Below are 13,440 nucleotides of genomic sequence, written 5' to 3'. Positions count from 1 at the left end.
TCTACGAGGCCGGGAAGAGCGCCCGGTTGAGCAGCGGGGCGATCGCGTGGGCGTACGCGAGCGTCATATGGCTGTTGTCCTTGTAGACCAGCACGTTGCCGACCACGATCGGGCACTTGGTGGCGTTGCAGAACCACGGCGTCGGGTCGATCACGCGGATCTTGTCGGCGCGGGCGGCCTCGGCGACGAGCTGACGCCGGTTCTTCTCGGCGATCGCCTTGGTGACGGTCCGGTCACACTTCGCGAGCCGGCGGGCGTTCACCGCCGCGCACTCGGGCGCGTCCTCGGCCGGCCACGGCGTGTCCTGCAGCAGCACCTTGGGGATGCCGTCGAGCTTGTCCCAGGTCTGCTGCCAGCGCTGCACCCAGATCGGGTCGTCCTCGAGCCCGGTGCGCTCGACGGTCTCGCCGCTGTCGAGGATGATGCCGCCGTTGTCGAGGTCGTTGGAGGCCATCACGACCAGGTCGGGCTTGGCGTCGGCGACCCGCTGGATGATCTGGTCACGCCAGGTGATGCACTCGGTGTAGGGCCGCTTGAGCGCCGAGTTGAACGTGAGCACCTGCGGCAGCTGGCAGGCCGCCTTGGTCAGCGCCACCAGCCGCCAGCCCTGGCTCTTGGCGACGTCGTCGACGGCCGGGAACCAGTGCGCGGCGTGCGAGTCGCCGATCAGGTACATGGTCTTGGCGCCGGCCGGATCGCCGTACACGCATTCCTTGTTCTGATTGACCTGCGTGTAGTTGAAGTGGCACTGGTCGTCGTAGATCTGCGGGCTCTGCGCGCCCGCGTCGGGCACGGCCGGCGTCAGGTTCTTCGGCAGCTTGGCCCCGCCGATCGAGGCGGTGATCAGCTCGGTCATGCGGGCCTGCGGGTCGGCCGCGTTCGCGATCTCGGCCTGCGTGTCGGGGGCGGCCGGGCCGGCCGGCAGCGGCGGCGTGAACTGGCCGATGATCAGCGCGAAGCCGGCCACCGAGGCCGACAGGACCAGGCCCAGGGTCAGGCCGCGGCGGGCGCGGTCGCGCAGGTAGGGCCGCATCCGGACCGGGTTCTCGACCGTGTGGTAGGTGACCCAGGCCAGGCCGAGCGCGGCGACCGCGAAGACCAGGTTGCTCTTGATGCTGGGGTCGCGCGAGAACGCGGCCGGCCAGATCATCAGGACCGGCCAGTGCCACAGGTACCAGCCGTACGAGAGCTTGCCGATGAACCGGAACGGGCCGGTGCCGATGAGCCGGCCCGCGCCCCACCCCTCGGCGCTCGTGCCACCGGCGATCACCGCGGCGGTGCCGAGGACGGGCAGCAGGGCCATGTAGCCGGGGAAGGCGGTCGACTCGTCGTAGGTGACGGCGGCGATGACCACCGCGACCAGGCCGCCCCAGGTGAGCACGGCGGCCAGGGCTTTCGGCGTACGGCGGAGGAAGCCCGCCCCCACCGCGACGAGCGCGCCGATGCCCAGCTCCCAGGCGCGGGTGTGCGAGCCGAAGTAGGCCCACGGCGCGGCACTGGCGGTCTGCTGGATGCTGACCACGAGCGAGACCACGACCAGGGCGCTCAGCGCGAACAGGGCCCGCCGGTTGGCCCGGCGCCCGGCCCAGACGACGAGCAGCAGCAACGGCCAGATCAGGTAGAACTGCTCCTCGACCGCGAGCGACCAGAGGTGCTGCAGCGGAGAGGGCGCGGCGGTGGCGTTGAGGTAGTCGGTGCCCTCGTACGCGAGCCGCCAGTTGATCCCGTAGAACGTGCTGAACAGGGCGTCCAGCGAGATCGATTTGAAGCGGGTGGCCGGCAGCCACAGCCAGGCCGCGACCACGGTGGCGACGACCACCACGGTCGAGACCGGCAGCAGGCGGATCGCGCGCCGGGCATAGAAGCCGGGCAGCGAGATCGTGCCGGTCTTACCGAGCTCCTTGAGCAGCAGCGTCGTGATCAGGAAGCCGGAGATCACGAAGAAGACGTCCACACCGACATAACCGCCGGCGAAGGTGCTGATCCCGGCGTGGCTGAGCACCACGAGGACGACCGCGATGGCACGAAGGCCTTCGATGTCGGGCCGGAACCCGATGTGCGGCCCCGAGGCACGCGGGGTCGCCGGAGGCGCCGAGGAGCCCTGCCCATCCTCGGTCGAGGACGGAGGCCGCTGGCCGACGATGGGGGTATGGACTGAATAATTCATGGTCGCCGCACAAGATACTCATCAGCTGGGCCCAGCTCCACCTGAACTGGTCCGCGCTAGGGTCGAAATGTGACCTTGACCGATCGTGTTCCACTGTCCGTTCTTGACCTGGCCACGGTCCGTGAAGGGCACTCGAGCGCCGATGCTCTGCGCGGCACGATCGCGATCGCACGCACCGCCGACGAGCTCGGATACCGAAGGTTCTGGGTAGCAGAGCACCACAACATGCCTGCCGTAGCTTCGACGACGCCTCCCGTCCTGATGGCTTCCGTGGCCGCACAAACCAGAACGATCCGGGTCGGATCGGGTGGCGTGATGCTGCCCAATCACATGCCGTTCGTGGTCGCCGAGCAGTTCGCCATTCTCGAAGCGCTGCATCCGGGACGTATCGACCTCGGCATCGGTCGCGCGCCCGGAACTGATCAGGCCACGGCGGCCGCTTTGCGAGGTGTGTCGCCCTATCTCACGGTCGAGCAGTTTCCCGACCATCTGCGGACGGTGCTGGCACTCCTCGGCGACGACCGGATCGACGCCGGCCCGGCCGCCCGGCTGCGCGCCACGCCCGTCACCGAGAGCTATCCGGAGATCTGGATGCTCGGTTCCTCGACCTACGGGGCCCAGGTTGCCGCCGCCCTCGGACTTCCTTTCTGTTACGCATATCACTTCGCGGCGACCTCCGACGTGGATCACGCCCTGGACCTCTACCGGAGCGGTTTCCAGCCGTCGCCGCGCTTCCCTCAGCCGTACGCGATGGTCAGTGCCTCGGTGATCGCGGCCGACACGACTTCCGAGGCCCAGTTCCTGGCCGGGCCCAGCCGCGTCATGGTGCAGAGCCTGCGGTCCGGTCGCCTCGGGCCGATCGTCGCGCCCGAACACGTCGACCTCGACCCCGCCCTGCCCGGCACGCAGTACGCCGGGACGGCCGACGAGGTCGTGGCGGCGCTCGACGATCTGGTCGCGCGCACGGGCGCGCAGGAACTGATGCTGGCCGGGACGGTTTATGACCCTGCGACCAGGCAGGACACTCTTGCCCGAATCGCGAAAGCTTGGGGGCTTTAGGCAGCACGGGGTCGCGGTTTCACTCACCGCGACGACATGATCGCTCTATGAGCTGGCAGCTGACCGACGACGTCGAGACCTTCGCCGCCACCGCGGGCGACTTCCTGCGCTCCCGCCCGATCGAGCACACCGTCCTGCTGACGGTTGTCGGGACGCTCCAGAGACGCGGCCCCTACGCGTACGGGCCGAAAGCTCCGGTCCTCGGCTGGTGGAGCACGCCCGCCGGTCAGGTCGCCGGGGTGCTGGTGCAGACGCCGCCCCACCCGGTGATGTTCAGCGAGCTGCCGCCCCGGGCCGTGCCGGCCGCCGTGCTGGCGCTGGAGGGGCATGCGCTGCCCGGGGCGAACCTGCCGGCCGACGCCGTGGACGGGTTCGCCTCCGGCTGGCGGCGACGGGCCGGGGTGCGCACCCACATCGTCCGGCGCACCCGGCTCTACCGGCTCGGGTCCCTGATCTTCCCGCCGGAACCGCCGTCCGGGCACGCCCGCTTCGCCAGGCCCGAAGACAGCGGACTCGTCCAGGGCTGGCTGCTCGCCTTCCACGACGAGATCGGTGAGCGGCGGCCCGCCGACCCGGCCGCGGCCGTCGACGACCGGGTGGCGTACGGCGGTGTGCTGCTCTGGGAGGACGGAGGTCAGCCGGTGGCGATGGCGATGTGCTCGCAACCCGAGGCGGGCATGGTTCGGGTTCAGATCGTCTACACGCCGCCGGTACGCCGTGGGCGGGGTTACGGCGGGGCGGTGACCGTGGTCGCGACCCAGGCCGCGCTCGACTCCGGGGCACGCGATGTTGTGCTCAACACAGATCTGGCCAACCCGACCAGTAATGCTTTGTATCAGCGGCTGGGCTACCGCCCGGTCGAAGATCGAGTGATCGTGGAGTTCACGGCATGACAGACGGCAAGGTGCTCTCGGTGAACGTCGGCGTCGCCCGGCCCAACCCGGCCAAGCGCAGCGGCGGCATGACCGGCATCGACAAGCTGCCGGTCGAGCACGCGGTCGACGTGCGCGCGCCCGGCCCGAAGACGACCGGCCTGCACAGCGGCGTGGTGGGCGACCCGATCGGCGACATCAAGAACCACGGCGGCGACGACCAGGCGGTCTACGCGTACTCGCGCGAGGACTACGACTGGTGGGAGGCGTCCCTGGGCCGGTCGCTGCCCGCCGGCATGTTCGGCGAGAACATGACCACGGTCGGCCTCGACCTGAACGAGACGCAGATCGGCGAGGTCTGGCGGGTCGGCGACACGCTGGAACTGCAGCCGTCGTTCGGTCGCATCCCGTGCTCGACGTTCCAGGCCAAGATGGGTGAGAAGCAGTGGCTGAAGCGCTTCGCGCGCGAGGCCCGCACCGGCACCTACCTGCGCGTGATCACCCCCGGCCCGCTCCGCGCCGGCGACGGCATCACGATCGTGCACCGCCCGGCGCGCAGCATCGGGGTGTCGGAGGCCTTCGACATCTACATGCACCGCTCCGAGGAACTGGCCCGCCTGCTCGAGGCGGAGGCGCTGCCGGCCGGCCTGCGGTCCGAGATCGAGCGCCGCCTGTGACAGTCCTGGTGCTGGGCGGCGCCGGGGTCGACCACGTGGCGTACGTGCCGTCACTGCCTCTGCCGTCGGGCGACTCGGTCCACGTGCCGTCGGTGCACACGCGGGCGGCTCAGACCGGTGACTTCGTGGCGCTGGGACTGCACGCGCTGGGGGTGCCGGTCACCCACCTCGACGTGATCGGCGACGACGTCGAGGGGCAGCTGGTCCGCGATCTGCACGAGCGGGCCGGTGTGCCGTTCGTGGCGGTCACGACCCCGGCCGGGACCAAGCGGTCAGTCAACCTGGTCGGCCCGGACGGGCGGCGGTTGTCGCTCTACGACACGAGCCGTTCCGCCAGGGTGACGCCGTTCCCGGCCGATCTGGTCGCTTCGCTGGCGGCGGGTGCGCGGCACGCCCACGTCTGCATCACAGCGCCGTGCGACGCGGCGATCCCGGCGTTGCGCGCGGCCGGCCTGACGATCTCGACCGACCTGCACGACTGGGACGGCCGGAACCCGTACCACCGCGCTTATGCCGACGGCGCCGACGTCGTCTTCCTGTCCGCGGTCAACCTGCCCGATCCGCCGGCCGCGATGCGGTCGCTGAACGCCCGGACCGTGGTGGCCACGGCGGGCGCTGAGGGCGGCTGGGCCCTGATGGACGGCGTGGTGCGCCGCTTCCCGGCCGCCCTTCCCCCGGCCCCGGTCGTCGACTCGAACGGCGCCGGCGATGCGTTCGTGGCGGGTTTCCTTTTCGGCCACCTCAACGGCGAGCCGGTCGAGCGCTGCCTCGAGTTCGGCGCGGTTGCCGGCGCTCACGCGTGCACGGTCCCGGCCACCGAGGTCAACCCGATCACCCGCGACGCCCTCCGGGTGTCAGGACAGGGCGTCGAAGAGTAGCTGGGGGGCGAAGCCCAGGACGACGGCGGCCGCGGCGGCGGTGATGAGGGCGGCGGCGACCGGGCGGGTCACCGGGAAGCGGGGGTGGGTGGCGGCCTCGAGGAGGGTGGGGTCGGCCACCGGGATGCCGACGCGTGGTGGGGTGCTGTAGAGCAGCGCGGCCACGCGGACGTAGTAGGCCAGGGCGATCACCGCGTTCAGGGCCACCACCACGGCCAGCCAGGTCTGGTCGCCGTCGATCAGGGCGTCGACGATGGTGACCTTGGCGAACAGGCCGGCCAGGCCCGGGGGCAGGCCCGCGAGGCCGGCCAGGGCCAGCACCAGGGCGGCGCCCAGCCAGGGGGAACGGCGGGCGGCGCCGCGGTAGGACGTGATGTCGCCGCCGTCGGTGCCGGGTGGGCGCAGGGCCACGACCACGCCGAAGGCGATGAACTCGAGGATCACGAAGAAGACGGCGTACGCGGCGGCGGCCCGCACGCCGTCGGCGGCCAGGGCCAGCGGGGCCAGGATGTAGCCCGCCTGGGCGATCGAGGACCAGGCCAGCAGGCGGACCATGCGGGTCTGACGCAGCGCCACCAGGTTGCCGACCGTCATGGTCAGCAGGGCCAGGAAAGCGGTCAGCGCGGCCGCGTCGAGGCGGATCACGACCGCGGCCAGGGCCAGCACACCGCCCAGCTTGGAGGCCGTGGAGAGGTAGGCGGCCACCGGCAGCGGGGCGCCCTCATAGGTGGGTGGGGCCCAGGCGTGCAGGGGGACGGCGGCGACCTTGAAGGCCAGGCCGATCACCAGCAGGGCCACGCCGGCCTGGGCCACGGGAGCGGTCGGGCCGGCGCCGTCGATCAGGCGGTCGAAGTGCAGGGCACCGGTGGCGGCGTAGTTCAGGGCCGCGCCCAGCAGGGCGATCGCCGTGGAGACGACGCTGATCAGGAAGAACGTGACCGAGGCGGAAGCGGCCGAGGTGGTCACCTTCTCGCCGGGCGCGAACCGGCGCAGGCCCACCAGCAGATAGAGCGGCAGGGTCAGGGTCTCCAGGCCGACGATCAGGGTGATCAGGTCGCCGGCGTAACCGACCACGACGCCGCCGGTCATCGAGGCGGCCAGCAGGAAGCAGTACTCCCCGACCGGTGCCGTGCCCAGTCGCAGCGCCGGAACCGACAACGCCAGCACGCCGACCGTCAGCGCGGCGAAGACGACCGCGGCGGTGGCGGCCAGCGGGCTCGGCACCCACGAGCAGGCATCGCCGGCCGGGGAACAGAACGTGCCGGCCCGGGAGCCGGTGATGATCGCGCAGACCGCCGTGGCAAGACCGCCGCCGCCGAGAGCACCGAGAACCGCGGCCCGGCGCCCCACCAGCAGGTCGGCCAGGAGTACCAGCACGGCGGTGCCGGCCGCGGCGTACAGGGGAAGCAGTGAGATGTGGTCGACGGCCTGGGCCTTCATCGGAACGCCTCCGTCAGGGCTCGCACGGGAGCGCTCGTCGCGGCCAGCACCAGGGTCGGCGCCAGGCCGACGGCCAGGGTCAGGGCGGCCAGCGGCGACCAGGCCAGCCATTCGGCGCCGGAGATCTCGGCGGGCACGGTCTGCTTCGAGGGGCCATGAGTGACCTTGCGGAGCAGACGCAGGAAGTACGCGGCGGTGAGCGCGCCGCCGATCGCGGCCAGCACGGCCAGCGTGACCCAGAGGCCGCCGCCCCGCTCGACGGCCGCGACCACGGCGAACGCCTCGCCCCAGAAGCCGGCCAGCCCGGGCAGGCCGAGCGATGCGATGGCGGCGAAGCCGAGCAGGGCGGCCAGCCGGGGCGCCGACTCGCGCAGGCCACCCAGGTCGGCCAGCTCGCCGGTGTGCGCCCGGTCCTTGATCGCGCCGGCCAGGAAGAACAGCAGGCCGGTGATCAGGCCGTGGGCGACGTTGCCGAGCAGCGCCGCCTGCAGGCCGGTGGCGGTCAGGGTCGCGATGCCGAGCAGGACGAATCCCATGTGGCCGACGCTCGAATAGGCGATCAGGCGTTTGAGCTCGGTCTGGCGCAGGCAGATCAGCGCGCCGGCCAGGATCGCGGCGGCGGCGAGGATGCCGAGCACGGGGGCGGCCCACTCGGCACCCTGGGGCGTCACGCCGACACCGATGCGGATCAGGCCGTACGTGCCCATCTTGAGCAGCACGCCGGCCAGGATCACCGAACCGACCGTCGGGGCCTGGGTGTGCGCGTCGGGCAGCCAGGTGTGCAGCGGCCAGAGCGGGGCCTTGACCGCGAACGCGACGGCGAACAGGGCGAACGCCGCGTACTGGGTGGATCGGCTCAGGCCGGCGCCGCCGGTGAGCTGGACCAGGTCGCCGGTGCCCGCGGTGACGGCGACCAGGACGACGCCCAGCAGCAGCAACACCGAGCCGAACAGCGTGTAGAGCACGAATTTGCGGGCCGCACGCCGTCGGTCCTCGCCGCCCCAGCCCGCGATCACCGCGTACATGGGAAGCAGGACGACCTCGAAGAAGAGGAAGAACAGAATGAGGTCGAGAGCGAGGAACGTGCCCAGGATGCCGGTCTCGAGGACCAGCAAGAGAGCGATCAGCGTACGGCCGGAGCCCCCGCTCGGCACGCGCCAGACCGTGTACGCGCAACAGAGCAGGGTGAGCAGGCCGGTGAGCGCCACCAGCGGGTACGACACACCGTCGACGCCGAGGTGGAAGTCGAGGCGCAGGGCGGGAACCCAGGAGACGTCGAGTTCGGCCCACGGGCGTACGGCCAGAGGGTTGACCGAGTAGGACGTCCAGGTGTCGTTGCAGGCGAAGGGCAGCACGACGATCGGGACCAGCGCGGCGGCGGCGAAGATCGTGCCGGTGACGCGGGCGGCGTGGTCCTTCCCGGCCGGGAAGAGCGCGAGGACGGCCGCGCCGAGCGCGGGGATCAGCAGGACGGCGATCAGGGCCACGCTCATGCGGCGGCTCCGGATAGGTCTTTGTGCAGCGCCGTGCTCATGCGGCGGCTCCGAACAGGACGGCTACGGTGCCCAGCAGCAGGGCGCCGGCGAGGACGGCCGCGGCCGCCGCGGGCAGCGGGATGCGGTGGGCGTAGGCGAGGGCGGCGCCGACGGTCGACGTGGTGCGGCCGGTGCCCTCGACGGCCGCGTCCACGACCTTCTCGTCGACCGTGGTCACCGCTCGGGCGAGCGCGCGGACCGGCCGTACGAGGAAACGGTCTTGCATCTCGTCGAGCCGGAAACCGGACGCCAGCAGGGGACGCGCACGCCCGAGGGCCATCGCCGGATCAACGCCGGGCACCTCGCGCCACAGCCACCAGGCGGCGGTCGCCCCGGCCGCGAGCAGGATCAACGGCAGGACGACGGCGACGCTGAGGTGCGGATCCTCGAGTTCGAGGGCGGTGCGGAACCCCGGCGCGTACGCGGCCAGGCCGAGCAGCACCGAGGGAACCGCCAGCAACAGGATCGGCCAGCGCATGGCCGCCGGGGGATCGTGCGGCGCCTCGGGCTCGGTGTAGCGGGCGTCGTCGAAGCCGACCTCCCAGTCCGGGCCGTCGGGGCCGTGCGCCCGCGAGATGCCGAAGAAGACGCGGAGCAGCAGGCGGGTGGCGTACCAGGCGGTGACCGCGACGGCGAACAGCGCGGCGATCCAGACGACCCAGCCCACCCAGACCGGTGTCGCCCCGCCGCCCTCGGTGGCGTGCGCGGCCGCGGTCAGCACGTTCTCCTTCGACCAGAAACCGGCCAGCGGAGGCAGCCCGGCCAGCGCGCCCAGACCGACCACGAACGACCAGAACGTGACCGGCATGTGTTCGCGCAGACCACCCATGCGGGACAGATAGTTGGTGCCGACCGCGTGGATCACCGCCCCGGCCGCGAGGAACAGCAGCGCCTTGAACGCCGCGTGAGTCAGCAGGTGGAACAGGGCGGCGGCGGGCGATCCGACGGCCAGCGCGCCGGTCATGTAACCGATCTGACTGACCGTCGACCAGGCCAGGACGCGTTTCAGGTCGTCCTGGGCGGTGGCGCTGAGCGCGCCGAGCAGGATCGTGATCGCGGCCATGACGCCGAGGACCGCGAGGGCGGCCGGCGACTGATCATAGAGCGGGTAGAGCCGGAAGACCACATAGACACCGGCGGCGACCATCGTGGCCGCGTGGATCAGCGCGGAGATCGGGGTGGGGCCGGCCATCGCGTCGGGCAGCCAGGTGTGCAGGGGGAACTGGGCGCTCTTGCCGGCCACTCCGGCCAGGATCAGGATCAGCGCGGCCGGGTGCGGCGGGTGGGCCAGCACGGCGGAGATCTCGCTGGTCCGGGCGTCGACGATCAGGATCGCGACGCCGAGCAGGAAGCCGACGTCGCCGACCCGGGTCACCAGGAACGCCTTGACCGCGGCGGCCGGGGCCTCGGGGAGCCGGCGGTCGTGACCGATCAGCAGGTAGGAGCAGGCGCCCATCACCTCCCAGCCGACCAGCAGGGTGATCAGGTCGCCGCTCGTGACGACCAGGAGCATCGCGCCGGTGAAGAGGCTGACCTGGGCCGCGTACGGGGCATAGCGCGGATCGTCGTGCAGATAGGCGACCGAATAGACCTGGACGGCCAGGGCGACGACGCTGACCGCGAGGGCGATGTAGAGGGCGGCGTGGCCGGCGCTGACACCGAGGGTGAGCTGGATGTCGCCGAGGCTCACCCAGTGTGCTGTCCACTCCTGTGTACGGCCGGTGATGAGGCAGCCCAGCGTCACTACCAGTGCGATCGCGGCGCCGGTGATGCCGAGGATGGCGGCGGGGCGGCGGCGGTCCTCGTCGTCGCCAGGTTTCAGCAGCAGACCGATCAGGCCCAGGAGCAGAGGTACGGCGGGAATCAGCGCGGCGGCGGTCAACTCGTCACCTGCGCGTTCTGGTCCTGCTCGTGGTCGTGCTCGTGCAGCGCCACTTCATCGAGCACCACGGCGCGGCGGAGGCGGTAGTACTGCAGGACGATGGCCAGGCCCACGCCCACCTCGGCGGCGGCCAGGACGATCACGAACAGGGCGAAGATGGCGCCCGCTCTCGGCTCGGGGACGGCGTAGGCCCAGGCCTCGGGCTGGACGTCGGTGAGGGCGGCCTTGATCGTGCTGTCGGCCGCCACGAGGATCAGGTTGACGGCGTTGAGCATGAGTTCGACGGCCATCAGGACGAGGATGGCGTTGCGTCGCCGGAGGACTCCGTAGACACCCAGAGCGAAGAGCAGAGCGGCTACGACGTACGGGATCACGGCGTGCATCAGGTCCACTCGCCTTCCCGCTTCGGGTCCTGGCCGCTGGGCAGTTCTCTGCCTTCGCCGGCCCGGGGGTGCTCGTTGCCGGCGTTGGTCGGCAGGGCGGGGCGTCGGGGCGCGGCGGGGCGGGCGCCTTCGATCGCTCGCTGCTCGACCACCTCCACCTCTTCTCCCACCACCTCCCCCTCCACGAACATTTCGGATTTATCCGTCTCGCCCAGCTTGGGGCGAGCCTCGTGAGCCCGGAAGACGACGTCGTGGGCCTGGTCCTTGAGCAGATCCTCGCGGGTGGGCTCGCGCCTCGGGCTGTTCTCGTCGACCAGCTCGCCCTCTTCGCCCTCCTCGGCCGCGCGTTCGGCGGCGCGCTGGGCTCGGAGGCGGGTCTGGGCCGCGGCCTGACGGGCGGCGATCCGCTCCAGACGGGCGACCACCTCGGGCGACTCCCCGACCGGGCCCGGGGTGACCGGCACGGCGCCGGCGTTCGGGTCGGGGCGGGCGCCGATGTCCGGGCGGGACAGCACGATCGCGCCGACCAGGGCGGCCAGCAGCAGGATCGACAGCACCTCGAACGGCAGCACCCAGGCGCCGAAGATCTGCTCCCCCACGCGGGCGCCGGTGCCGGGCGGGGGCAGTTCGTACTCGGTCCAGCGGAACGCGTCGACCAGCAGCACGGTGAGGCCGAGCCCGACACCGCCCCCGATCAGTGCGGCCGGGAGGGCCGGGCGGTCGAGATCCTTCGACGGCCCGATGGGTGCGCGGGTCAGCATGACGGCGAAGAGCAGCAGCACGACCACGGCGCCGACATAGACGAGGATCTGCACCCAGGCCACCAGTTCGGCGCCGAGCACGAGGTAGAGGCCGGCGACGGCGCCCAGGCTCACCACGAGGTAGAAGCCGGAGCGGACCAGGTGGGCGCTGGTGACAACCAGGGCACCCGAGCCCACCGCGATCGCGCCAAGAGCCAGCATCAGCGCGTCGGCGACGGTCACCGCTCCCGCTCCGGTCCGTCCGGGGTGGTGCCCCCCGGCGCTTCAGGGGTCGTTTCCGCGGGTGGCGTGGCCTTCGCGGGCGGCGCGGCTTTTGCCGGCGGCGACGCGGCGGGGGCGGCGGCCTTGGTCGGGGGCGTGGCGGTGGTGGCGGGACGGCGGGCTGTCTTGGCGGCGGTGGCCGCGCCCGGGCCGGCGGCCTTGCGGGCGGCGGTGGCCTCCTCCTTGGAGGGCTCGCCGAGCACGTCGTGGGCCGGGGGCGGCGGGACCGTACGCATCCAGTCGCCCAGCCGGTCCTTCGTGTGCAGCAGGTCGAGGACGTCGGTCTCGGCGTATTCGAACTCGGGCGTCCAGTGCAGCGCGTCGAACGGGCAGACCTCGATGCAGATGCCGCAGTACATGCAGAGCGAGAAGTCGATGTCGAACCGGTCGAGCACGTTGCGCTGCCGCGCCCGCGCCGCGCCGGGAACGACGACCTCTTCCTTGTGCGAGTCGATGTAGATGCACCAGTCGGGGCACTCCCGGGCACAGAGCATGCAGACCGTGCAGTTCTCCTCGAGGAGCGCGATCACTCCCCGGCTGCGCGGCGGAAGCTCGGGCTCGACATCGGGGTACTGCTGGGTCGTCGACCGCTTGGTCATCGTCTTGAGGGTGACGGCAAGCCCCTGCACAAGGCCCTTGCCGGGCGTGCTCCGCTCCCCGTCGTTACTCACAAACGCATATCCTGCCCCGTCGCCCCATTTGATGCGAGCACACCCCCATCAGATCTTCCGGTAGCCTGATTGCGGGGTCAGAAATCCGCGCCTAGGAGGCATCGCATGACCGCTGCTACCAGCGACATGCCGCCTCACGGCGTGTGGACTGCTGCGGATCTTGACCGCACGCCCGAGGACGGTATTCGTCGCGAAATCTACGACGGAGAACTCCACGTGACCCCCTCCCCCTCGATCATCCATCAGGCACTTTCCGGACGCCTGTTCGCTGTTCTGGACGCGTCCTGCCCTGAACACCTCTTCGTCACCCTGGCCAACGACGTGATACTCGGCCCCGACCGGACCCACATTCCCGATCTGCTGGCGGTCAACTTCGAGGCCGCCAGGTCGGGGTCGCACAAGTTCGCGGCACGAGATGTCGTCCTGGCCGTGGAGATCGTTTCCCCGAGCACACGAAGCACCGATCAGGTGAAAAAGCCGAAGTACTACGCCTTGGCCGGCATCCCGTTCTACTGGTTGATCAAAACCAGCGACGGCCTCACCGTCACGGCGTACGAGCTCGACACGGAGACGCGGACCTACGAGCCGATCGGCATCTTCCGCGGTGACGACACGATCCGCCTCGACCGGCCCTGGCCGGTCGAGATCCCGCTGAGCACCATCCGTCCTCGCAACCTCTGACACCGCGGCCGCCGCACAGACCGCTGCGCGTGGTCGGGGCGGAACGCGTCGTGCCCGGCCACCGGGAACATCCCGGTCGCGCGCTACGGCCGTTCGTTTCGCCTCGGTCGCGCGCGGCAGCCGCCGAAGGCGGAGGGCTGACCTGCTGTTTTTCGAGACTCGGGGCGCCGTAC

At 71.3% G+C, this 13,440-nt stretch carries 11 protein-coding genes and 1 pseudogene; 5 read left to right on the top strand and 7 right to left on the bottom strand.

All coding sequences use genetic code 11. The features are described 5' to 3' along the window. Position 1: 1 nt before the first annotated feature. Positions 2–2,167, bottom strand: a complete 2,166-nt coding sequence (locus tag JIG36_RS26580; RefSeq protein WP_203379130.1) for an acyltransferase family protein — start codon at positions 2,165–2,167, stop codon at positions 2–4. 69 nt (positions 2,168–2,236) lie between these two features. Between JIG36_RS26580 and JIG36_RS26575 the strand changes: the two genes are divergently transcribed. The 4 genes from JIG36_RS26575 to JIG36_RS26560 are packed head-to-tail and all read left to right on the top strand — an operon-like array spanning position 2,237 to position 5,653. After that, on the top strand, positions 2,237–3,226 hold the full coding sequence (locus tag JIG36_RS26575) for an LLM class flavin-dependent oxidoreductase (protein ID WP_203379129.1): 990 nt from the start codon (positions 2,237–2,239) through the stop codon (positions 3,224–3,226). Between the two features lie 47 nt (positions 3,227–3,273). Further along, entirely contained in the window at positions 3,274–4,119 is an 846-nt protein-coding gene (locus JIG36_RS26570; RefSeq protein ID WP_203379128.1) for a GNAT family N-acetyltransferase, read from the top strand. Continuing rightward, positions 4,116–4,775, top strand: a complete 660-nt coding sequence (locus JIG36_RS26565) for an MOSC domain-containing protein (RefSeq protein WP_203379127.1) — start codon at positions 4,116–4,118, stop codon at positions 4,773–4,775. Before JIG36_RS26570 ends, JIG36_RS26565 begins: the two co-directional genes overlap by 4 nt. Beyond that, the gene (locus JIG36_RS26560; RefSeq protein ID WP_203379126.1) at positions 4,772–5,653 is read left to right on the top strand and encodes a PfkB family carbohydrate kinase; all 882 of its coding nucleotides are present in this window, start codon (positions 4,772–4,774) and stop codon (positions 5,651–5,653) included. Before JIG36_RS26565 ends, JIG36_RS26560 begins: the two co-directional genes overlap by 4 nt. Here the strand turns inward: JIG36_RS26560 and JIG36_RS26555 are convergent. The 6 genes and pseudogenes from JIG36_RS26555 to JIG36_RS26530 form a co-directional block, all read right to left on the bottom strand. Beyond that, positions 5,630–7,093 (bottom strand): NADH-quinone oxidoreductase subunit N, encoded by a 1,464-nt coding sequence (locus tag JIG36_RS26555; protein ID WP_203379125.1) that lies wholly within the window; start codon positions 7,091–7,093, stop codon positions 5,630–5,632. The genes JIG36_RS26560 and JIG36_RS26555 overlap by 24 nt on opposite strands. Then, complete coding sequence (locus tag JIG36_RS26550; protein ID WP_203379124.1) at positions 7,090–8,586, bottom strand: complex I subunit 4 family protein; 1,497 nt, start codon at positions 8,584–8,586, stop codon at positions 7,090–7,092. The genes JIG36_RS26555 and JIG36_RS26550 overlap by 4 nt, the downstream gene beginning before the upstream one ends. A gap of 37 nt (positions 8,587–8,623) precedes the next feature. Beyond that, positions 8,624–10,510, bottom strand: coding sequence for an NADH-quinone oxidoreductase subunit 5 family protein (locus tag JIG36_RS26545; RefSeq protein ID WP_203379123.1), 1,887 nt, complete (start codon positions 10,508–10,510; stop codon positions 8,624–8,626). Beyond that, positions 10,507–10,893 (bottom strand): NADH-quinone oxidoreductase subunit NuoK, encoded by a 387-nt coding sequence (gene nuoK / locus JIG36_RS26540; protein WP_203379122.1) that lies wholly within the window; start codon positions 10,891–10,893, stop codon positions 10,507–10,509. The genes JIG36_RS26545 and nuoK overlap by 4 nt, the downstream gene beginning before the upstream one ends. Positions 10,894–11,360: 467 nt before the next feature. Then, positions 11,361–11,876, bottom strand: a pseudogene (locus JIG36_RS26535) (NADH-quinone oxidoreductase subunit J family protein); the annotation flags it as partial. Next, the gene (locus JIG36_RS26530; RefSeq protein WP_307872925.1) at positions 11,873–12,586 is read right to left on the bottom strand and encodes a NuoI/complex I 23 kDa subunit family protein; all 714 of its coding nucleotides are present in this window, start codon (positions 12,584–12,586) and stop codon (positions 11,873–11,875) included. The pseudogene JIG36_RS26535 and the gene JIG36_RS26530, both read right to left, overlap by 4 nt. A 105-nt stretch (positions 12,587–12,691) precedes the next feature. Between JIG36_RS26530 and JIG36_RS26525 the strand changes: the two genes are divergently transcribed. After that, complete coding sequence (locus JIG36_RS26525) at positions 12,692–13,267, top strand: Uma2 family endonuclease (RefSeq protein ID WP_203379121.1); 576 nt, start codon at positions 12,692–12,694, stop codon at positions 13,265–13,267. Positions 13,268–13,440: the final 173 nt, after the last annotated feature.

It is taken from the genome of Paractinoplanes ovalisporus (assembly GCF_016834655.1).
GTDB lineage: Bacteria > Actinomycetota > Actinomycetes > Mycobacteriales > Micromonosporaceae > Actinoplanes > Actinoplanes ovalisporus.
This window is presented reverse-complemented; position numbering and strand designations above follow the sequence as displayed.

Excerpts from the sequence above, each read along its gene's own strand:
- JIG36_RS26580 (WP_203379130.1), bottom strand. The coding sequence starts at position 2,167 with ATGAATTATTCAGTCCATACCCCCATCGTCGGCCAGCGGCCTCCGTCC.
- JIG36_RS26570 (WP_203379128.1), top strand. The coding sequence starts at position 3,274 with ATGAGCTGGCAGCTGACCGACGACGTCGAGACCTTCGCCGCCACCGCG.
- JIG36_RS26565 (WP_203379127.1), top strand. The coding sequence starts at position 4,116 with ATGACAGACGGCAAGGTGCTCTCGGTGAACGTCGGCGTCGCCCGGCCC.
- JIG36_RS26555 (WP_203379125.1), bottom strand. The coding sequence starts at position 7,093 with ATGAAGGCCCAGGCCGTCGACCACATCTCACTGCTTCCCCTGTACGCC.
- JIG36_RS26550 (WP_203379124.1), bottom strand. The coding sequence starts at position 8,586 with ATGAGCGTGGCCCTGATCGCCGTCCTGCTGATCCCCGCGCTCGGCGCG.
- nuoK (WP_203379122.1), bottom strand. The coding sequence starts at position 10,893 with ATGCACGCCGTGATCCCGTACGTCGTAGCCGCTCTGCTCTTCGCTCTG.
- JIG36_RS26525 (WP_203379121.1), top strand. The coding sequence starts at position 12,692 with ATGACCGCTGCTACCAGCGACATGCCGCCTCACGGCGTGTGGACTGCT.